Below are 19,946 nucleotides of genomic sequence, written 5' to 3'. Positions count from 1 at the left end.
TCCTTTTTTGTGAAGTAGGTGTCAGATGCCGACAGTGGCGAGCTCGGCCTCGATGGCCGCCTCGAGCCGCTCCCGGACCTCGGGGACCGCGATCTTCTGGATGATCTCGAAGAAGAAGCCGCGCACGACCAGGCGGCGGGCGACGTCCTCGGGAATGCCGCGAGCGCGCAGGTAGAACAGCTGCTCGTCGTCGAAACGGCCGGTGGCACTGGCGTGTCCGGCACCGGCGATCTCGCCGGTCTCGATCTCCAGGTTCGGCACCGAGTCGGCGCGCGCGCCGTCGGTGAGCACCAGGTTGCGGTTCGCCTCGTAGGTGTCGGTGCCCTCGGCGGCGGCGCGGATCAGCACGTCACCGACCCACACCGTGCGGGCATCGCCCTTCGGCGACTTCGGGTCACCCTGCAGCGCACCCTTGTACAGCACATTGGACTTGCAGTTGGGCTCGGCGTGATCGACCAGCAGCCGCTGCTCGAAGTGCTGACCGGCATCGGCGAAGTACAGGCCGAACAGCTCGGCCTCGCCGCCGGGGCCGGCGTAGCGCACGGTGCCGGTGAGGCGCACCAGATCGCCACCGAGGGTGGCCGACACGTGACGCAGGTTCGCGTCGCGACCCAGCTTCAGGTGATGCGCGGTCACGTGCACGGCGTCCTCGGCCCATTCCTGGACCGCGACGACGGTGAGCTTGGCGCTGTCCCCGAGCACGAATTCGACGTTCTCGGCGTAGGTTCCGCTGCCGCGCTGGTCGATGACCACGGTGGCGACGGCGAAGTTGTCCAGGCGGATCTGCAGGTGCCCGTAGGCGGTCTTGCCCTCGCCCGGACCGGTGATGGTCACGGTGACCGGGTCCGAGACCTCGGTCTCGGGACCCACGGTGATCACGGTCGCCGACTCGAAGCCCGAATAGGCCTGAGCGGCAACACGATCGGCGGGGGTACCGGCCTGGCCGAGGCGAGTGTCGGTGCGGTCGACCGTTTCCACGGTGACTCCGGCGACCTCGCTCACCTCGACGGTGGCCTCACCGTCGCGCACGGCGGTGCCGTCGTGCAGCCCGCGCAGGCGGCGCAGCGGGGTGAACCGCCACGCCTCGTCACGGCCCGACGGGACCTCGAACTGGTCGACGTCGAACGAGGTGAAGACCTCGCCCTTGTTGACCGCGGCGCCGGCGCCCGGGTTCTGAATCGGCGTCTCGAGCGTCGACATCAGCCCACGGCCCCTTCCATCTGCAGCTCGATGAGCCGGTTCAGTTCCAGCGCGTATTCCATCGGCAACTCCTTGGCGATCGGCTCCACGAAGCCGCGCACCACCATCGCCATCGCCTCGTCCTCGGTGAGGCCGCGGCTCATCAGATAGAACAGCTGGTCCTCGGAGACCTTCGAGACGGTCGCCTCGTGACCCATGGTCACGTCGTCCTCGCGGATGTCGACGTAGGGGTAGGTGTCGGAGCGGCTGATCGTGTCGACCAGCAGCGCGTCGCACTTCACCGTCGACTTCGAGCCGTGCGCGCCCTTGTTGATCTGGACCAGACCGCGGTAGGACGCGCGCCCGCCACCACGCGCCACCGACTTCGACACGATGGTCGAGGAGGTGTGCGGGGCCAGGTGCAGCATCTTCGCGCCGGTGTCCTGGTGCTGGCCGACGCCCGCGAACGCCACCGAGAGGACCTCGCCGTGCGCGTGCTCGCCGGTCATCCAGACCGCCGGGTACTTCATGGTGACCTTGGAGCCGATGTTGCCGTCGACCCACTCCATGGTGGCGCCCGCCTCGGCCTTGGCCCGCTTGGTGACCAGGTTGTAGACGTTGTTGGACCAGTTCTGGATGGTCGTGTAGCGGCAGCGGCCGCCCTTCTTCACGATGATCTCGACGACCGCGGAGTGCAGCGAGTCGGACTTGTAGATGGGGGCTGTACAACCCTCGACGTAGTGGACGTAGGCGTCCTCGTCGACGATGATCAGCGTCCGCTCGAACTGGCCCATGTTCTCGGTGTTGATCCGGAAGTAGGCCTGCAGCGGGATGTCGACGTGCACGCCCGGCGGCACGTAGATGAACGAGCCACCCGACCACACGGCGGTGTTGAGCGCGGAGAACTTGTTGTCGCCCGCGGGGATCACCGAGCCGAAGTACTCCTGGAAGATCTCCGGGTGCTCCTTGAGCGCGGTGTCGGTGTCGAGGAAGATGACGCCCTGCTTCTCCAGATCCTCGCGGATGGAGTGGTAGACGACCTCCGACTCGTACTGCGCGGCGACACCGGAGACCAGGCGCTGCTTCTCCGCCTCGGGGATGCCGAGCTTGTCGTAGGTGTTCTTGATGTCCTCGGGCAGGTCTTCCCAGCTCTCGGCCTGCTTCTCCGACGAACGCACGAAGTACTTGATGTTGTCGAAGTCGATGCCGTCGAGGTTGGAACCCCAGTTGGGCATGGGCTTGCGGTCGAAGATGCGCAGCGCCTTGAGGCGGATGTCGAGCATCCAGTCCGGCTCGCTCTTCTTGGCCGAGATGTCGCGGACGACAGCCTCCGACAGGCCGCGTTGCGCGCTGGCACCGGCCACATCCGAATCGGACCAGCCGTAGCCGTAGTTGCCCAGCGAGGCGATGGTCTCGTCCTGGGTCAAAGGCTGTACCTGGTCGGTGGTCGTCGTCATTCGGCACTCCTTCCGGAGTCGTTCGTTCGTCCCGCCGCGGGCTGTGCGGCGGATGGGGTGGAAGCTGTCTTCGGCAGTGCGACGAGCGGTACGTGGGTGGTGCAGGCGCAATCGCCGTTGGCGATGGTCGCAAGTCGCTGAACGTGGGTTCCGAGCAGGTCCCGGAACGCGTCCAGTTCGGCGTCGCACAACTGCGGGAACTCCTCGGCCACGTGCGCGACCGGGCAGTGGTGCTGGCAGATCTGTACGCCCGCGCCGACCTGTCGGGTGGTCGCGGCGAATCCGGCGTCGGTGAACGCGCCCGCGATCTCCTCGGCCTTGGCCTCGATCAGCGGCGCGGTGTGCTCGGCGACCGGGGCGATTCCGGCGACGATCGTATTCGCCCGCTTGCGCGCGAACTCCGCGATCGCCTCGTCACCGCCGATCTCGCCGAGCTGGCGGATCGCCGCGCCGGCCAGATCGTCGTAGGCGTGCCCGAGATGGCCACGCCCCGCCGCGGTGAGCTGGTATTGCTTGGCCGGCCTGCCGCGCCCCTTCTGCTGCCACGGCGCGGACCGACCGGCCCTGGCCTGACCGGCGTCGATGAGCGCGTCGAGATGCCTGCGCACCCCGGCGGGCGCGAGCCCGAGCGCGGTCCCGATCGCCGTCGCGGTGATCGGCCCCTGCTCGAGCAGCAACTGGACGATCGCCGCCCTGGTCTGCCCCTCGTGCGCGGTCGCGACGGGCGCGGCGGACGACCGAGCACCGGTCGTCTTACGACCGGTCCCTTCCACGTCTGTCCGCAAACCCACGGTTTTCACAACACCAGTGTGGCGGAATTACTTCCTTAAATCTAATAAGGGTCGCCTGACAAAGGGTGCCCTGACCTGCGACAAAGATCGTTCCCCTGCCGTCACCCCCACCAAAACCCCAGGTGCAGCCCCCGCCAACCCACCCAACCCCCGCCTCGAGGTGACTCATCGCACACGAAAGACGACCGTCCGAACACCACCGCGCTCGCCTGGGCCCCGACCGCCGACGCCGGAAGCCCGCGCCCACTCGCCCGAATACACGGCACGGCGGACCACCGCCAGGTGCGATAAATTCTGCCCGGCCGTGTGCTCGACCGGCCCGGAGGGGGAAACATCATGCGCCGACTGCTGCTCGCCGCCGCACTGCTCGTCACCGTCATCGGGTGCGGGTCACCGGAACCCGCACCCTATTGGACCGTCGAGGCGACGACCGACGAGCAGGTGTTCGAGGTGTTGACCCAGGCCAGAAGCGTCGAGGCGTGCGCCTTGCTGCCACGTGCCGAACTCGCCGAACTGGGAACGCCGGGGCCCGACCAGCTGCGCCGGACCGAAGGCTGCGAGGTGAAGCTGGAGACACCGGCCGGTCAGGGCAGCTTCAGACTCCTTGTCGTCGCCGGGATCTTCGACGGCACCTGGGGCATCGTCCCCGACGCGAGCGAGTCCGTCACGGTCGACGGCGCGACGCTCACCACGGTCGACGACAGCAGGAGTGACGGCACGGCGCCCGATGGCGAGCGCTGGTGCCGCGTCGATGTGAAGTACCCGGCGTCGGTCGGGTATCAGGTGAGCCTCTACCTGCCGGCGGGCAGCGATCCGTGCCCGGCCGCCGAGCGCCTGGCGCGGGCCGCGATGAGCCGCTGGGTCGAACAGCCCCCGCACGGCACCACCCCCGGCCTCCCCCGCAGCATCCTCACCGGGGTCGATCCGTGCGCGGTCCCGGCGTCCCTCGGCGCGACCATCGAAGCCGACCAGCAGCAACTCGGCGCCTGCTCGTTCACCCTGGACGGCACTGCGGGCGGCTTCCTCTTCGACTACTTCACCGAGGCCGGCTTCGCCGAGGGACGGCGGGACGACCGCGGCCGATACATCCTTCCCGATGGCCCCGCGCTGATGAAGGGCCAGCTCGGCCCGGTTTTCGGCACCGGCGACGACGGCCCGCTCGTCCCCGCCGTCCTCGTCGGCGGCGACACCCCAACTTCCCACCGCATCATGAACGCCCTCCTCGACCACTTCCAACGCTGACCCACCTGGACCGTTGATCACCACGCTCTGGTGGCGGTGGTCTCTCGGGCGATGCCGCCACCAGAGCGTGGTGATCGAGCGTCCTTTGTCTGGCGGGGCGGGTGGGTGGGGGCGTGGCACGATGGGAGGGTGTCGAACCCGCCCACACCGACGTGTGTCCGTCATCCTGATCGCCCTACCGGACTTGCCTGCACTCGGTGCGGGAGGTCCGCGTGCCCGGAGTGCCTGCGGCCCGCGGCGGTGGGGCAGCACTGCGTGGATTGTGTGCGGCAGGGGCAGCGGGATGTGCGGCCGGTTCGGACCGTGGGTGGAGCCCGGGCCGACGGTGGCGCCGTTCCGTATGTGACCTACGGGTTGATCGCGGTCAATGTGCTGGTCTACGTGATCACCGCTGCGCAGGCGGGCGACCCGATGAACAACTATCGCGGGTCGGCGCTGTTCCGGGAGTTCGTGCTGGTGCCGCGGATCGTGGCCGATGGGGAGTTCCTGCGGCTGATCGGCTCCGGGTTCCTGCACTACGGCGCGATTCACCTGCTGGTCAACATGTTCGCGCTCTACATCGTCGGGCGTGATCTCGAGCGGGTGCTCGGCCGGGTCCGCTACGGCCTTGTGTACCTGATCTCGCTGCTCGGCGGTTCGGCCGCGGTGATGGCGCTCTCCGATCCGATCACCGCGACGGCCGGTGCCTCCGGTGCGGTCTACGGCTTGTTCGGCGCGGTCACGGTGACCCTGATCCGGTTGCGGCAGAGCCCGACGCCGATGCTCGTCGTGATCGGCATCAACGTGCTGATCAGCTTCTCGCTGCCCGGCATCTCGCTGTGGGGCCACCTCGGCGGCCTCGCCGCCGGCACGCTCAGCGCCCTCGGCATCCTGTTCGCGCCCGCCTGGCTGTCGGCACGCTCGCAGGAGGCGGCCCAGCGCATCGGCTGGGCGGCGCTCGGCGCGGTCACGGTGGCCTGCCTGGCCGTGATCGTCGCGGCGACGGTCTACCTGCGCTCCCAACCGCCGGTCATCATGATCGGTGCCCCCGCCACCACCGCCGAGGTCGCGACACAGCGGTAGCGCGCACGCGGCACGGTGATGCCGCGGTGGTGGCGCGGGAGCTGTCTCCCCAGGTCACCCCGATGCGCCCGACCGGCAGGGCGGCGATCGCGGGCGCGCACACTAGGCTCCGTGTTCGTGGCGGTACTGGAGGGCGCGGCGCGCAAGACATCGGCGTTCGGACGGCGGGTTCTCGGGCTCGACGTCCCCGCGCCCGATCACACCGTCGCGGTGCTGCACCGCGACGAGAGCGAGGTCCCCGGACTCGACAAGCGCGAACGGGCCCAACTCGACCGCATTCGCCTGATGGGCGCCACCGGCGCGGTCCTCATGGCCATCGCGGCGCTGGGCATCGGCGCCCAACCCGTGCACCAGAACCCGGTGTCCGGGATGCGCGTGTTCGGCATCTTCGCGCGAGCGCACACCGGCTCGCTGGCGATGTGCATGTTCGGGACCGTCCTGGTGATCGGCGCGTGGCTGCTGCTCGGCCGCTTCGCCATCGGTGGCCTGGCCGGCTCCCCGCTGCACCGGCTCACCCGCTCGCAGCTGGACCGCACGCTGCTGCTGTGGATCATCCCGCTCTCGGTGGCCCCGCCGATGTTCAGCAACGACGTCTACTCCTACCTGGCCCAGAGCGAGATCGCCGCGCGCGGGATCGACCCTTACGACGAGGGTCCGGTCGCCGGCCTCGGGATCGACAACGTCCTCACCAACAATGTGCCGACGATCTGGCGCGACACCCCCGCGCCGTACGGTCCGCTGTTCCTGTGGATCGGCCGCGGCATCGCCGAGCTGACCGGCGACAACATCATCGCCGGCGTGTGGGTGCACCGGCTGCTCGCGCTCGCCGGCGTGGCCCTCATCGTGTGGGCGCTACCGCGGCTGTCGGTGCGCTGCGGTGTCGCGCCGGTGAGCGCCCTGTGGCTGGGCGCGGCCAACCCGCTGGTGCTGTTCCACCTGGTCGGCGGCGTGCACAACGACGCGCTCATGCTCGGCCTGATGCTGGCCGGTGTGGAACTGACGCTGCGGGCGATCTACGGCAACGGCGGCAAACCCGACCTGTTGACCTCCCGGGACCGGCCTCCGTTCGACGCCCGCGCCTACGCCCTGCTCATCGGCGGCGCGGTGGTGATCACGCTGTCGTCCTCGATCAAGTTCACCTCGATCATCGCGCTCGGCTTCGTCGGCATGGCGCTGGCCTGGCGGTGGGGCGGAACCCTCAAGGCGGTGTTCAAAGCCGCGGTCCTGCTGGGCGTGATCGCCATGGCCACAACCCTTTTCGTGAGTTATGCCAGCGGACTCGGATTCGGCTGGATCTTCACGCTGAACACCGCCAGTGCGGTGCGCAGCTGGATGTCACTGCCGACCGTGATCGGGATCATCACCGGATTCGGTGGCGTCCTGCTCGGCCTGGGCGACCACACCACCGCCCTGCTCTCCATCACCCGGCCCATCGCGGCGGTGGTCGCGGCCTATGTGGTGGTCCGCATGCTGGTCGCCACCGGCACCGGCAGGCTGCACCCGGTCGGCGCGCTCGGTGTCGCGCTCGGCGCCGTCGTGCTGCTGTTCCCGGTGGTCCAGCCCTGGTACCTGCTGTGGGCCATCGTCCCCTTGGCCGCCTGGGCCACCCAGCCGGTGTTCCGCATACCCGCCGTCGCGTTCTCGGCGGTGGTCTCGATGCTCGTGATGCCACGCGGCGCCGAGTTCCAGGTTTTCCAGATCATCGGCGCCGCCTTGGCCGCCGCGGTCTGCTTCGCGCTGTTCTTCGCGCTCACCCGCCACACCTTGCCCTGGCGGGCTCAGGCGGGGGTGTCGGCTCGGTCACAGGAGGGCACGGCTTACCGTGTGACGTCGTGAGGGAGCGTAGCGAGCGAGCCATGGGCACAGCACCCTTTGGCGCGACGGAGCCGAGCGCTAGCGAGGCGCCGTCGTGACAAGACGCCAAGGACCTGCCGTCTGCGTCGACGGTGTGGTCAAGCGCTACGGCGAGACCACCGCGGTCGACGGCTTGAAGTTCGAGGTCGACCCGGCCCAGGTCTTCGCGTTGCTCGGCCCCAACGGCGCGGGTAAGACCACGACCGTCGAGATGTGCGAGGGCTTCGTGCGCCCCGACGCGGGCAGCGTGCGTGTCCTCGGCCTCGACCCGATCGCCGACTCCGAACAGTTGCGCCCGCGCATCGGTGTGATGCTGCAGGGCGGTGGCGCCTACCCCGGTGCCCGCGCGGGCGAGATGCTCGACCTGGTCGCGGCCTACTCGGCCAACCCGCTCGACCCCGACTGGCTGCTGTCCACGCTCGGCCTGCGCGACCATCGCCGCACCCCCTACCGTCGCCTCTCCGGTGGCCAGCAGCAGCGGCTGGCTCTGGCCTGCGCGCTGGTGGGCAGGCCGGAGATCGTGTTCCTCGACGAGCCGACCGCCGGTCTGGACGCCCAGGCCCGGCTGATCGTGTGGGAACTCGTCGACGCCCTGCGCCGCGACGGGGTGAGCGTGGTGCTCACCACGCACATGATGGACGAGGCCGAACAGCTCGCCGACCAGCTGGTGATCATCGATCACGGCCAGGTCGTCGCCCAGGGCACTCCCGCCGAGGTCACCGCGCACGGCGCCGCGGGCCAGCTGCGGTTCTGCGCCCCACCGAAACTCGACATCGCCCTGCTGAAATCGGCACTGCCGGAAGGCTTCTGTCCGCGCGAGACCACGCCGGGCACCTATCTCGTCGAGGGTGAGATCAACCCGCAGGTGCTGGCCACCGTCACCGCCTGGTGCGCCCGGATGGACGTGCTGGCCACCGATATCCGCATCGATCAGCGCCGCCTCGAAGACGTGTTCCTCGAACTGACCGGACGGGATCTGCGCGGATGACCGACACCACCCCTCGCTTCGCCCCCGGCACCTTCACCGCCGATCCACGCCCCGCCTCCCGCGCGGCCATGCTCACCGCGCAGACCGGGCTCGAGCTGAAACTGTTGCTGCGCAACGGCGAACAGCTGCTGCTCACCATGTTCATCCCGATCACGCTGCTGATCGGCCTGACCCTGCTGCCCTTCGGCGACCTCGGCGACCACCGGGTCGACAAGATCGTGCCGATGGTGATGATGACCGCGGTGATGTCGACCGCGTTCACCGGCCAGGCCATCGCCGTGGGCTTCGATCGCCGCTACGGCGCGCTCAAGCGCCTCGGCGCGACCCCGCTGCCCCGGTGGGGCGTGATCGCGGGCAAGTGCGCGGCGGTGCTGATCGTCGTCGTGTTGCAGGCGGTGTTGCTCGGCGTGATCGGCGCGGCGCTGGGCTGGCGGCCCGGTCTGGGCGGGCTGGCGCTGGGCGCGCTGGCGATCGCGCTCGGCACCGCGACCTTCGCGGCGATGGGCCTGCTGCTCGGTGGCACGCTCAAGGCCGAGGTCGTGCTGGCCGTGGCCAATATCGCCTGGTTCGTCATGCTCGGTATCGCGAGTCTGGTGCTGGTCGGCGACACGCTGCCCACCGCGCTCACGGTGCTCGCCCGGCTCATCCCGTCCGGCGCGCTGGCCTACACCCTCGAACTGGCCCTTTCCGGCTCGATCGACTGGTTCGGTGTGGCGGTGCTCGCGGTGTGGGGCCTGGTGTGCGGGTGGCTCGCGACCCGGTTCTTCCGGTTCCACTGACCCGTCAACGACGTCATGTAGTAGCCCAGGTTCCGGGCGGAAATTCCCGACCAGTACCATCGTGACGTGCTGTATCGCGCCTTCCTGGGACTCGTCGACCGGCTTCCGCTCCCCTCGCTGCGGGTGCAGCGGCTCATCGCCGTCACGGTGATCCTCAGCCAGGCCGGAATCTCGGTGACCGGCGCCATCGTGCGCGTCACCGCCTCCGGCCTCGGCTGCCCGACCTGGCCGCAGTGCTTCCCCGGCAGCTTCACCCCGATCGGGGTGTCGGAGGTGCCGGTCCTGCACCAGACCGTCGAATTCGGCAACCGCCTGCTCACCTTCGTGGTGACGCTGTGCGCCGCGCTGATCGTGCTGGCCGTCGTGCGCGCGCGCCGCCGCAAGGAAGTGCTCGTCTACGCCTGGCTGATGCCCGGCGGCACCGTCGTGCAGGCGATCATCGGCGGCATCACCGTGCGCACCGGACTGCTGTGGTGGACCGTGGCCGTGCATCTGCTCGCCTCGATGGTGATGGTGTGGCTCGCGGTGGTGCTCTTCGCCAAGATCGGCGAGCCCGACGATGGCATCGACACCGTCCAGGTCCCGGCTCCCCTGCGCTGGCTCACCGCGCTCAGCGGCGTGGCGCTCGCGGGTGTGCTGATCGCGGGCACCCTGGTCACCGCGGCCGGGCCGCATGCCGGGGACAAGAGCATCGACCGGCCGGTCGAGCGGCTGCAGGTCGAGATCGTCACCCTGGTGCACCTGCACTCGCAGCTGCTCATCGGCTATCTGGCGCTGCTCGTCGGTCTGGCCTTCGGCCTCTACGCCGTCGGGATGTCGGCGGCGATCCGCAAGCGGTTGTTCGTGGTGCTCGGCATCGTCGTCGCGCAGGCGCTGGTCGGGATCGTCCAGTACTTCACCGATGTGCCCGCGGCGCTGGTCGCGATCCATGTCGGTGGCGCGGCCGCCTGCACCGCCGCGACCGCGGCCCTGTGGGCCTCGCTGCGCACCCGGGAGAAGGTCGAGGCACCCGCGGTGGTGTCTCAGCCCGCCGCACACTGACACCCCGACCGCAGCGTCGCCGGGGCGCTCGGCACGGTCGGCCGCCCCGCGAACACTGCCCAGGAACAGCAACAGCCCGCGATCACGAATGATCGCGGGCTGTTCGTCGTCGAGGGTCAGGCGCCCGCGAACAGCTTCCAGTTGCGGGCCTTCGGGAAGCGGGTCTGATGGGCGACCCAGCCGGCCATCCGGTCCCAGTGCTTGGCGGTGGGGGTGACGATCGAGCCGAGCTCGCGGTCCCACTCGTCGGTCTCGGTGAGCCCGTCGACGCGCTCGACGAGGGCCTTGGCGGTCGCCAGGTCGGCCACCACGCGGTCACCGAGGATGCCGTCGGCACCGACCAGGGTGATCCGCACCCCCTGCTTGCCGATGTACTGCAGCACCGCCGTGCCCGAACCACCGTGCTCGGCGACGAACTTCGCGACGGACTTCTCGACCGCGGCGGGCACCTTCACGGCCGCGGGGGCGTCGGTAGTACTCATGGGCGAGAGTTTACCGGCAGGTAGTTCCGCGTCCACCCCCGAGTGAGGTCGAACACGGGGTGTACAAAGGACACTCATGCACGCGATTCAGGTTTCCGAGCACGGTGGTCCCGAGGTCCTGCGCTACGTCGAGGTGGCCGATCCGCAGATCGGGCCCGGCCAGCTGCTGGTCGAGACCCAGGGTGTCGGCGTCAATTACATCGATATCTATTTCCGCACCGGCCAGTACCCGCAGGCGACGCCCTACATCCCCGGCTCCGAGGGGACCGGCGTCGTCGCGGCGGTCGGTGCCGAGGTCACCGAGTTCGCGGTGGGCGACCGGGTGGCGTGGGCGTCGGCGCCGGGCAGTTACGCGAACAAGGTCGCCGTCGACGCGGCCGTCGCGGTGCGGGTGCCCGACGGGGTGGACCCGACCGTCGCGGCCGCCGCCCTGCTGCAGGGCATGACCGCGCACTACCTGGTCGAATCGGTGTTCCGGCCCGAACCGGGCGACCCGGTGCTCGTGCACGCCGGTGCCGGTGGCGTCGGTCTGCTGCTCACCCAGCTGGCCGTGGCCAAGGGCGCGCGCGTGATCACCACCGTGTCCACCGACGCCAAGGAGAAGCTGTCCCGTGAGGCGGGCGCGTCCGAGGTCCTGCGCTACGGCGACGACCTGGCCGACCAGGTCCGCGCGCTCACCGACGGCGCCGGTGTCGCCGCGGTCTACGACGGTGTCGGCGCGAGCACCTTCGAGGCGAGCCTGGCGTCGCTGCGCGTGCGCGGCACCCTGGCACTGTTCGGCGCGGCCAGCGGCCCGGTACCGCCGTTCGACCCGCAGCGCCTCAACCCCGCCGGTTCCCTGTGGCTGACCCGCCCGTCGCTGGGCGCCTACACCCGCGACCGCGCCGAATTCCTGTGGCGCGCAACCGACATCTTCGACGGCATCGCCACGGGCACCCTCGAGTTCCGCATCGGCGCCACCTATCCCCTCGCCGACGCCGCCCGCGCGCACGCCGACCTGGCGGGCCGCCACACCACCGGATCCATCGTCCTGCTGCCGTAGATCCCGTCCACACCGCTGGTACACCGACCTGGACCGTTGATCACCAGGCACTGATGGCGGCCGCCTCTCGGCCGATCCTCGCCTGAGAGCCTGGTGATCAACCGTCCAACGGGGAACGGGTCAGAGCCCGACGAGGCTGCCCAGGGTGGTCCAGCCGAGGACCGAGTCGATGGCCAGGCCGCAGAACACCACGGCGAGGTAGTTGTTCGACTGCAGGAACAGGCGCAGCGGCTTCACCGATTCGCCGCGGCGGACACCGGCGTAGAGCTGGTGGGCCATCAGCAGGAACCAGGCGCCTGCCACCAGGGCGACCGCGGCGTAGATGACACCGGTCGCGGGAACCAGCGCGAGGGTCGCGAGCACGGTCAGCCAGGTGTAGATGACGATCTGCTTGGTGACCACCTGCTCGGTCGCCACCACCGGCAGCATCGGCACACCGGCCGCGCGGTAGTCCTCCTTGTAGCGCATGGCCAGCGCCCAGGTGTGCGGCGGCGTCCAGAAGAAGATCACCGCGAACAGCACGATCGCGGGCCAGCCGATGTTCCCGGTGACCGCGGACCAGCCGACGAGGGCGGGCATACAGCCGGCGGCACCGCCCCAGACCACGTTCTGCGAGGTCCGGCGCTTGAGGCCCTTGGTGTAGACGAAGACGTAGAACAGGATCGTCGCGACGACGAGCAGGCCGCTGAGCAGGTTGGCCTGCCACCACAGCCAGGCGAAGGAGAGCGCACCGAGCACCACGCCGAAGATGAACGCGTTGCGGGTGGGGACGGCGTCGCGGGCCAGTGGGCGCCGGGCGGTCCGCTTCATCACCTTGTCGATGTCGGCGTCGGCCACACAGTTGAGGGTGTTGGCGCTGGCCGCGCCCATCCAGCCACCGAACAGGGTGACCAGGATGAGCCGGATGTCGACGTTGCCGCGATCGGCCAACAGCATCGTGGGGATGGTGGCGACGAGCAGCAGCTCGATGACGCGGGGCTTGGTGAGCGCGATGTAGGCCAGGGGCTTACGCACCACCCGGGCGGTGAGCCCGTCCCCGGCGAGGCGGTCGGCGAGCGCTGTCGACGACGATCCGTGCGCACCGCTACTACCCGGCTGGTGACCGATCCGCACTGTTTCTCCTCGTACGCGCTTCGCATCCGGCATTGGAACGAGCAGCGCGCGGCTGCGGCGCGGCCACTACTACAGAGGATGGTAGACCCACGCCGGTCCCGCTCGACGCCAGGCCCCTGCCACGGTGGGGGCGGTCACTCCGCCCCACGCGGGCACCAGCCGAATTAGACTCAGTGCCAGGGTTCGCGCCAATCCGGTGGAACGGCACCTCTAGGGTATTCCTGTACATCGGTACGCACCCCGGCCGCGTGCGACCCGAACGACACCATCGCCGCTGCCATGTATCGCCGTCGACGAAACCTAGGTCAGGAGAACCACGGTCGTGTCAGTCACAGACGACATTCGCGCCCTCACTCAGCGGAACTACCCCAGCGACTGGACGGACCTGGACACCAAGGCCGTCGACACGGCCCGTGTACTCGCCGCGGACGCGGTGCAGAAGGCGGGCAACGGTCACCCGGGTACCGCGATGAGCCTCGCACCGGTCGCCTACACCCTCTTCCAGCGCACCATGCGCCACGATCCGACGCAGCCGAGCTGGGTCGGGCGCGATCGCTTCGTGCTGTCCTGTGGGCATTCCAGCCTCACCCTCTACATCCAGCTCTACCTGGCCGGTTTCGGTCTGGAGCTCGAGGATCTCGAGCAGCTGCGCCAGTGGGATTCGCTGACCCCGGGTCATCCCGAGTTCCGCCACACCGACGGTGTCGAGATCACCACCGGCCCGCTGGGCCAGGGCCTGGCCTCGGCGGTCGGCATGGCGATGGCGGCGCGCCGCGAGCGCGGCCTGTTCGATCCGGACGCCCCCGCCGGCACCAGCCCGTTCGACCACTTCATCTACACCATCGCCTCCGATGGCGACCTCCAGGAGGGCGTCACCGCCGAGGCCTCCTCGATCGCGGGCACCCAGCAGCTGGGCAATCTCGTGGTGATCTACGACGACAACGAGATCTCCATCGAGGACGACACCGACATCGCCTTCACCGAGGACGTGGCGGCGCGCTACGAGGCCTACGGCTGGCACGTGCAGGTCGTCGAGGGCGGCGAGGACGTCGTCGCGATCGAGGCCGCCATCGAGGCCGCCAAGGCGGTGACCGACAAGCCGTCGATCATCATCCTGCGCACCATTATCGGCTTCCCGGCCCCGAACAAGATGAACACCGGTGGCGCGCACGGCGCGGCGCTCGGCCCCGACGAGGTCGCCGCGACCAAGAAGGCGCTCGGCTTCGACCCGGAGAAGTCCTTCGACGTGGACCCGGCCGTCATCGAGCACACCCGCAAGGCGCAGGTCCGCGGCACCGAGGCCAAGGCGCAGTGGCAGCAGGGCTTCGACGCCTGGGCCGCCGCGCATCCGTCGAACAAGGCGCTGTTCGATCGCCTGCAGACCCGTTCGCTGCCCGCGGGCTGGACCGAGGAGCTGCCGAGCTTCGAGCCCGACCCGAAGGGCATGGCCACCCGCAAGGCCTCCGGCAAGTTCCTGGCCGCGGTCGCCGATGTGCTGCCGGAGCTGTGGGGCGGTTCGGCCGACCTGGCCGAGTCCAACAACACCACCATGCCGAACCAGCCGAGCTTCGGCCCGGAGTCGATCTCCACCGCCGCGTGGAAGGCGCAGCCCTACGGCCGCACCCTGCACTTCGGCATCCGTGAGCACGCGATGGGCTCGATACTCAACGGCATCGCGCTGCACGGCCCGACCCGCCCCTACGGCGGCACCTTCCTGGTGTTCTCCGACTACATGCGCCCGGCCGTGCGCCTGGCCGCGCTGATGCGAGTGCCCGCCATCTACGTCTGGACCCACGACTCCATCGGTCTGGGCGAGGACGGCCCGACCCACCAGCCGATCGAGCACCTGGCCGCGCTGCGCGCGATCCCCGGCCTCAACGTGGTCCGCCCCGGCGACGCCAACGAGACCACCTACGCCTGGCGCACCATCCTCGAGCGCGACTCCGACGAGCACACCTCGCACTTCCCGACCTACGAGGCACCGCACCAGGACGGCCCGTCCGCGCTGGCGCTGACCCGGCAGGACGTGCCGACCCTCGAGGGCACCAGCTACGAGGGTGTCAAGAAGGGTGGCTACGTGCTGGCCGAGGCTTCGACCGGAACGCCGCAGGTCATCCTGGTGGGCACCGGTTCGGAGCTGCAGCTCGCGGTCGCCGCGCGCACTACCCTGGAGGAGCAGGGCATTCCGACCCGCGTGGTCTCGATGCCGTGTGTGGAATGGTTCGACGCGCAGGAGCAGTCCTACCGCGACGAGGTGTTCCCGCCCGAGGTCCGCGCCCGCGTGGTCGTGGAGGCCGGTATCTCGATGCCGTGGTACCGCTTCGTCGGCGACGCCGGGGAGATCGTCTCGATCGAGCACTTCGGCGCGTCCGCGAACTTCAAGAAGCTCTACAGCGAGTTCGGTATCACCGCCGATGCCGTGGTCGCCGCGGCGCAGCGTTCGCTCGACAAGGTGAAGGGGTAAAACCATGGCACAGAACGAGAATCTCGCCGCGCTCTCGGCCGCGGGGGTCTCGGTGTGGCTCGACGATCTGTCCCGCGACCGCATCAAGTCCGGCAATCTCGCCGACCTGATCGCGACCCGCGGCGTCGTCGGTGTCACCACGAACCCGTCGATCTTCCAGGCCGCACTGAGCCAGGGACACGACTACGACGCGCAGGTGAAGGAACTCGCCCAGCAGGGCGCCGACGCCGACGCGGCCATCCGCACAATCACCACCGATGACGTGCGCGCCGCCTGCGACGTGCTGGCGCCGGTGTTCGAGGCCAGCGGTGGCGTGGACGGTCGCGTGTCGATCGAGGTCGACCCGCGCCTGGCCTTCGACGCCGACAAGACCGTCGCCCAGGCGGTCGAGCTGTGGAAGATCGTCGACCGGCCCAACCTGTTCATCAAGATCCCAGCCACCGAGGCGGGCCTGCCCGCCATCACCGCGGTGATCGGCGAGGGCATCAGCGTGAACGTGACGCTGATCTTCTCGGTGCCGCGCTACCGCGCGGTGATGGGCGCCTACCTCGACGGCCTGCGCAATGCCAAGGTCGCCGGGCACGATCTGGCCAGGATCCATTCCGTCGCTTCGTTCTTCGTCTCCCGCGTGGACACCGAGATCGACAAGCGCCTGGAGGCGATCGGCACCCCCGAGGCGCTCGCGCTGCGCGGCAAGGCGGGCGTGGCCAACGCCCGGCTGGCCTACGCCGAGTACCAGGACGTGTTCGACGGTGGGGCGCACACCTCCACCTACAACCACCTGGCCTCCCAGGGCGGCAACCGGCAGCGGCCGCTGTGGGCGTCGACCGGGGTGAAGAACCCGGACTACCCCGACACCCTCTACGTCACCGAACTGGTCGGCACGAACACGGTCAACACCCTGCCGGAGAAGACGCTGCAGGCCTTCGCCGATCACGGCGAGGTCCGCGGCGACACGCTCAGCGGCCACGCGGTCGAGGCGGCCCAGGTCTTCGCCGACCTCGAGGCCGTCGGCATCGACCTGACCGACGTGTTCGACCTGCTCGAGCGCGAGGGCGTCGACAAGTTCGAGTCCTCCTGGGGCGAGCTGCTCGAGGCCACCACCGGCGAACTGCGTACCGCGGCGGCGGGGGGCAACTGACCCGATGGCAGGCACAGCATCGACGGATCAGGCGGGGCTGTGGCAGAACCCGCTGCGCGACGAACGTGACAAGCGGGTCCCCTTCATCGCGGGCCCGTGCAGCCTGGTGATCTTCGGTGTCACCGGAGATCTGTCCCGCAAGAAGCTGATGCCTGCCATCTACGACCTGGCGAACCAGGGGCTGTTGCCCCCCGGTTTCGCCCTGGTCGGTTTCGCCCGGCGCGACTACGCCGACGAGGATTTCGCCGAGGTCGTGCTCGACGCGGTGAAACAGCATGCCCGCACGCCCTTCCGCCAGGAGGTCTGGGACCACCTGGCGGAAGGCCTGCGGTTCGTCCAGGGCAGTTTCGACGACGACGCCGCCTTCGCGACGCTCGCGCGGACCCTGGCCACCCTGGACATCGAGCGTGGCACCGGCGGCAATCACGCCTTCTACCTGTCGATCCCGCCGAACATGTTCCCGGTGGTGCTCGACCAGCTCTCCGAACACGGCCTGGCCAAGCCGACCGCCACGAACGCCGAGGGCTACACGCCCTGGCGGCGAGTGGTGATCGAGAAGCCCTTCGGGCACGACCTGGCCAGCGCCAAGGAGCTCAACGCCCTGGTCAACCGGGTGTTCCCAGAGGAGACGGTCTTCCGCATCGACCACTATCTCGGCAAGGAGACGGTGCAGAACATCCTGGCGCTGCGCTTCGCCAACGAGCTGTTCGAGCCGATCTGGAACGCCAATTACGTCGATTCCGTGCAGATCACCATGGCCGAGGACATCGGATTGGGCGGGCGCGCAGGGTATTACGACGGGATCGGCGCCGCACGTGACGTCATCCAGAACCACCTGTTGCAACTGCTGGCACTGACCGCGATGGAGGAACCCACCTCCTTCGAACCGGTGCAGCTCACCACCGAGAAGATCAAGGTCCTCTCCGCCACCAAACTCGTTGCGCCACTGGACGAGACGACCGCGCGCGGCCAGTACACCGAGGGGTGGCAGGGCAGCGAGCACGTGGTCGGCCTGCACCAGGAGGAGGGTTTCGACCCGCAGTCGCGCACCGAGACCTACGCCGCGATCACCGTGCACGTGGAGAACCGCCGCTGGGCCGGTGTCCCGTTCTACCTGCGCACCGGAAAACGCCTGGGCCGCAGGGTGACCGAGATCGCGGTGGTGTTCAAACGCGCACCGCACCTGCCCTTCGACCAGACCATGACCGAGGAACTCGGCCAGAACGCCCTCGTCATCCGGGTACAGCCGGACGAGGGCATCACCTTGCGCTTCGGCTCCAAGGTCCCCGGCTCCGGGATGGAGGTGCGCGATGTGAACATGGACTTCAGCTACGGCGAGGCGTTCACCGAGTCCTCCCCCGAGGCCTACGAGCGGCTCATCCTCGACGTGCTGCTCGGCGTGCCCTCGCTGTTCCCGGTGAACGCGGAGGTCGAATTGTCCTGGCGCATCCTCGATCCCGTGGTCGAGCACTGGGCCGCGCAGGGCAAACCCGAACCCTACGAGGCGGGCACCTGGGGCCCGGCCTCGGCCGAGGAGATGCTCGCGCGCAGCTGGCGGGAATGGCGGCGCCCGTGATCGTCGACATGCCCGACACCGACACCGTCGAGGTCGGCAAGCGGATGGTGCAGTTGCGCGAGACCAACGGCGTGATCACCCAGGGCCGCGTGCTCACCCTGGTGGTGTGCACGCTGGATTCCTCCGAGGCCGAGGACGCGATCGACGCCGCCAACGACGCCAGCCGCGAGCATCCCTGCCGGGTGATCGTGCTGGCCCGCGGTGACCGCGACGCCGAAACCCGCCTCGACGCCCAGATCCGCGTCGGCGGGGATGCCGGTGCGGCCGAGGTCATCGTGCTGCGGCTCCAGGGCCCACTGGTGAACCACGAGTCCAGCGTCGTCACCCCGTTCCTGCTGCCCGACACCCCCGTGGTGGCGTGGTGGCCGCGCGGCGCACCGGATTTCCCGTCGCTGGATTCGGTGGGCAAGCTGGCCAAGCGCCGGATCACCGATGCCACCTTCGCGCCCGATCCGCAGGCCGCCATCAAGAAGCGCCGCTACTCCTACGCGGCGGGCGACACCGATCTGGCGTGGAGCCGGATCACCTACTGGCGCGCCCTGCTCGCGGCGGCGCTCGACGAACCACCGTTCGAACCGGTCCAGTCGGTGACCGTGTCGGGGCTGGCCAGCGAGCCCGCGCTCGATACCCTGGCCGGGTGGCTCGCCGCTCGGCTGAACTGCCCGGTCGTCCGCAAGACCGGCGAGCTGCGGGTGGAGATCCACCGCGCCACCGATTCGATCGCCATCGCACGACCGCAACTCGGAAGAACCGCAACCCTGACCCGCACCGGTGACCCCGACCAGCGCATCGCGTTGGCGCGCCGGGAAACTCGCGACTGCCTCGCCGAGGAACTGCGCCGGCTCGATGCCGACGAGATCTACGCCGAGGCGCTCGCCGGAATCGAAAAGGTGACCTATGAGTGAGCACATCGACGTGCACGACGACCTCGGCGCCGAGTTCCCCGCGAACACGATCGAGGTGCACGACGACTCCGACAGCCTCGCCGACGCCGCCGCCGAACGTTTCGTCTCGGTGATCGTCGCCGCGCAGGCCGAACGTGGCACCGCCTCGGTGTCGCTCACCGGCGGCAGCGACGGCATCCGCCTGCTCGAGCGCGTCCGGCGCGCCCCCGGCGGCATCGACTGGTCGCGGCTCTACGTCTACTGGGGCGACGAGCGTTTCGTCCCCGACGGCGACGCCGACCGCAACGAACTGCAGGCCAGGCAGGCGCTGCTGGATCACGTCGCGCTCGACCCTGCCCATGTCTTCCCGATCGCGCCCTCGGACGGCACCTACGGCTCCCCCGAGGAAGCCGCCGCCGCCTACGCGCAGATCATCCACACCGAACTCGACGAACGCGGCGAATTCGACCTGACGATCCTCGGCATGGGCCCCGAAGGTCACGTCAACTCCCTGTTCCCGCACTCCCCCGCCATCCGGGAAACCGTCGATTACGTTGTCGCCGTCCACGATTGCCCCAAACCCCCACCGACCCGGGTCACCCTCACCATGCCCGCGGTCCACCGCTCCCGCCACGTCATGCTCGTGGTCAGCGGCGTCGCCAAGGCCGCCGCCGTAGCCGCCGCCGTCAACGGCGCCGCCCCCGACGACGTCCCCTCCGCCGGTGCGGTGGGCATCGAATCCACCACCTGGGTCATCGACGAGGCCGCCGCCACCGACCTCCTCCTCGACGACGAATAACCCGAGGCCACGGCCGGGTCCACCCCGGACCCGGCCCTGCCCTCGAACTACT

General features: G+C 69.5%; 17 protein-coding genes. 12 read left to right on the top strand and 5 right to left on the bottom strand.

From position 1 onward, the window contains the following. Positions 1–21: 21 nt before the first annotated feature. Genes sufD through ACFVVM_RS02625 form a run of 3 tightly spaced genes read right to left on the bottom strand, consistent with a single transcriptional unit; the run spans position 22 to position 3,427 of the window. Positions 22–1,200: a Fe-S cluster assembly protein SufD gene (sufD, locus tag ACFVVM_RS02635; protein ID WP_387612285.1), complete on the bottom strand. Its 1,179-nt coding sequence runs from the start codon at positions 1,198–1,200 to the stop codon at positions 22–24. Beyond that, positions 1,200–2,636: a Fe-S cluster assembly protein SufB gene (gene sufB / locus ACFVVM_RS02630; protein ID WP_387612283.1), complete on the bottom strand. Its 1,437-nt coding sequence runs from the start codon at positions 2,634–2,636 to the stop codon at positions 1,200–1,202. The genes sufD and sufB overlap by 1 nt, the downstream gene beginning before the upstream one ends. Beyond that, a complete protein-coding gene (locus ACFVVM_RS02625; RefSeq protein WP_387612281.1) occupies positions 2,633–3,427 on the bottom strand; it encodes a helix-turn-helix transcriptional regulator in 795 nt (264 codons plus the stop codon). Before ACFVVM_RS02625 ends, sufB begins: the two co-directional genes overlap by 4 nt. Positions 3,428–3,763: 336 nt before the next feature. Between ACFVVM_RS02625 and ACFVVM_RS02620 the strand changes: the two genes are divergently transcribed. The 6 genes from ACFVVM_RS02620 (at position 3,764) to ACFVVM_RS02595 (ending at position 10,393) form a co-directional block, all read left to right on the top strand. Then, complete coding sequence (locus tag ACFVVM_RS02620) at positions 3,764–4,669, top strand: hypothetical protein (RefSeq protein WP_387612280.1); 906 nt, start codon at positions 3,764–3,766, stop codon at positions 4,667–4,669. Between the two features lie 51 nt (positions 4,670–4,720). Continuing rightward, positions 4,721–5,731, top strand: coding sequence for a rhomboid family intramembrane serine protease (locus ACFVVM_RS02615; protein WP_387612278.1), 1,011 nt, complete (start codon positions 4,721–4,723; stop codon positions 5,729–5,731). A gap of 117 nt (positions 5,732–5,848) precedes the next feature. After that, positions 5,849–7,567, top strand: a complete 1,719-nt coding sequence (mptB, locus tag ACFVVM_RS02610; protein ID WP_387616719.1) for a polyprenol phosphomannose-dependent alpha 1,6 mannosyltransferase MptB — start codon at positions 5,849–5,851, stop codon at positions 7,565–7,567. 73 nt (positions 7,568–7,640) lie between these two features. Beyond that, positions 7,641–8,573 (top strand): ABC transporter ATP-binding protein, encoded by a 933-nt coding sequence (locus ACFVVM_RS02605; protein WP_387612276.1) that lies wholly within the window; start codon positions 7,641–7,643, stop codon positions 8,571–8,573. Beyond that, a complete protein-coding gene (locus tag ACFVVM_RS02600; protein WP_387612275.1) occupies positions 8,570–9,352 on the top strand; it encodes an ABC transporter permease in 783 nt (260 codons plus the stop codon). Before ACFVVM_RS02605 ends, ACFVVM_RS02600 begins: the two co-directional genes overlap by 4 nt. A gap of 66 nt (positions 9,353–9,418) precedes the next feature. Continuing rightward, positions 9,419–10,393, top strand: coding sequence for a heme A synthase (locus tag ACFVVM_RS02595; protein WP_387612274.1), 975 nt, complete (start codon positions 9,419–9,421; stop codon positions 10,391–10,393). Positions 10,394–10,509: 116 nt separating this feature from the next. Here ACFVVM_RS02595 and ACFVVM_RS02590 read toward each other — a convergent pair whose 3' ends face one another. Beyond that, positions 10,510–10,875, bottom strand: coding sequence for a hypothetical protein (locus ACFVVM_RS02590; RefSeq protein ID WP_387612272.1), 366 nt, complete (start codon positions 10,873–10,875; stop codon positions 10,510–10,512). 76 nt (positions 10,876–10,951) lie between these two features. On the opposite strand from ACFVVM_RS02590, the gene ACFVVM_RS02585 reads away from it, so the two are divergent. Further along, the gene (locus ACFVVM_RS02585; protein ID WP_387612271.1) at positions 10,952–11,917 is read left to right on the top strand and encodes a quinone oxidoreductase family protein; all 966 of its coding nucleotides are present in this window, start codon (positions 10,952–10,954) and stop codon (positions 11,915–11,917) included. A 120-nt stretch (positions 11,918–12,037) separates the two neighbouring features. Here the strand turns inward: ACFVVM_RS02585 and ACFVVM_RS02580 are convergent, their stop codons facing one another. Beyond that, complete coding sequence (locus tag ACFVVM_RS02580; protein WP_387612269.1) at positions 12,038–13,030, bottom strand: heme o synthase; 993 nt, start codon at positions 13,028–13,030, stop codon at positions 12,038–12,040. A gap of 322 nt (positions 13,031–13,352) precedes the next feature. On the opposite strand from ACFVVM_RS02580, the gene tkt reads away from it, so the two are divergent. Genes tkt through pgl form a run of 5 tightly spaced genes read left to right on the top strand, consistent with a single transcriptional unit; the run spans position 13,353 to position 19,894 of the window. After that, the gene (gene tkt / locus ACFVVM_RS02575; protein ID WP_387612267.1) at positions 13,353–15,494 is read left to right on the top strand and encodes a transketolase; all 2,142 of its coding nucleotides are present in this window, start codon (positions 13,353–13,355) and stop codon (positions 15,492–15,494) included. A 4-nt stretch (positions 15,495–15,498) separates the two neighbouring features. Continuing rightward, the gene (gene tal, locus ACFVVM_RS02570; RefSeq protein WP_387612265.1) at positions 15,499–16,635 is read left to right on the top strand and encodes a transaldolase; all 1,137 of its coding nucleotides are present in this window, start codon (positions 15,499–15,501) and stop codon (positions 16,633–16,635) included. A gap of 4 nt (positions 16,636–16,639) precedes the next feature. Further along, entirely contained in the window at positions 16,640–18,211 is a 1,572-nt protein-coding gene (zwf, locus tag ACFVVM_RS02565) for a glucose-6-phosphate dehydrogenase (RefSeq protein ID WP_387612263.1), read from the top strand. Continuing rightward, positions 18,208–19,116, top strand: coding sequence for a glucose-6-phosphate dehydrogenase assembly protein OpcA (gene opcA / locus ACFVVM_RS02560; protein ID WP_387616717.1), 909 nt, complete (start codon positions 18,208–18,210; stop codon positions 19,114–19,116). Before zwf ends, opcA begins: the two co-directional genes overlap by 4 nt. After that, positions 19,109–19,894, top strand: a complete 786-nt coding sequence (pgl, locus tag ACFVVM_RS02555) for a 6-phosphogluconolactonase (protein WP_387612261.1) — start codon at positions 19,109–19,111, stop codon at positions 19,892–19,894. Before opcA ends, pgl begins: the two co-directional genes overlap by 8 nt. The last annotated feature ends 52 nt before the right edge of the window (positions 19,895–19,946 follow it).

The sequence above is a fragment of the Nocardia sp. NPDC058176 genome (genome assembly GCF_042883805.1).
Taxonomy (GTDB): Bacteria; Actinomycetota; Actinomycetes; order Mycobacteriales; family Mycobacteriaceae; genus Nocardia.
This window is presented reverse-complemented; position numbering and strand designations above follow the sequence as displayed.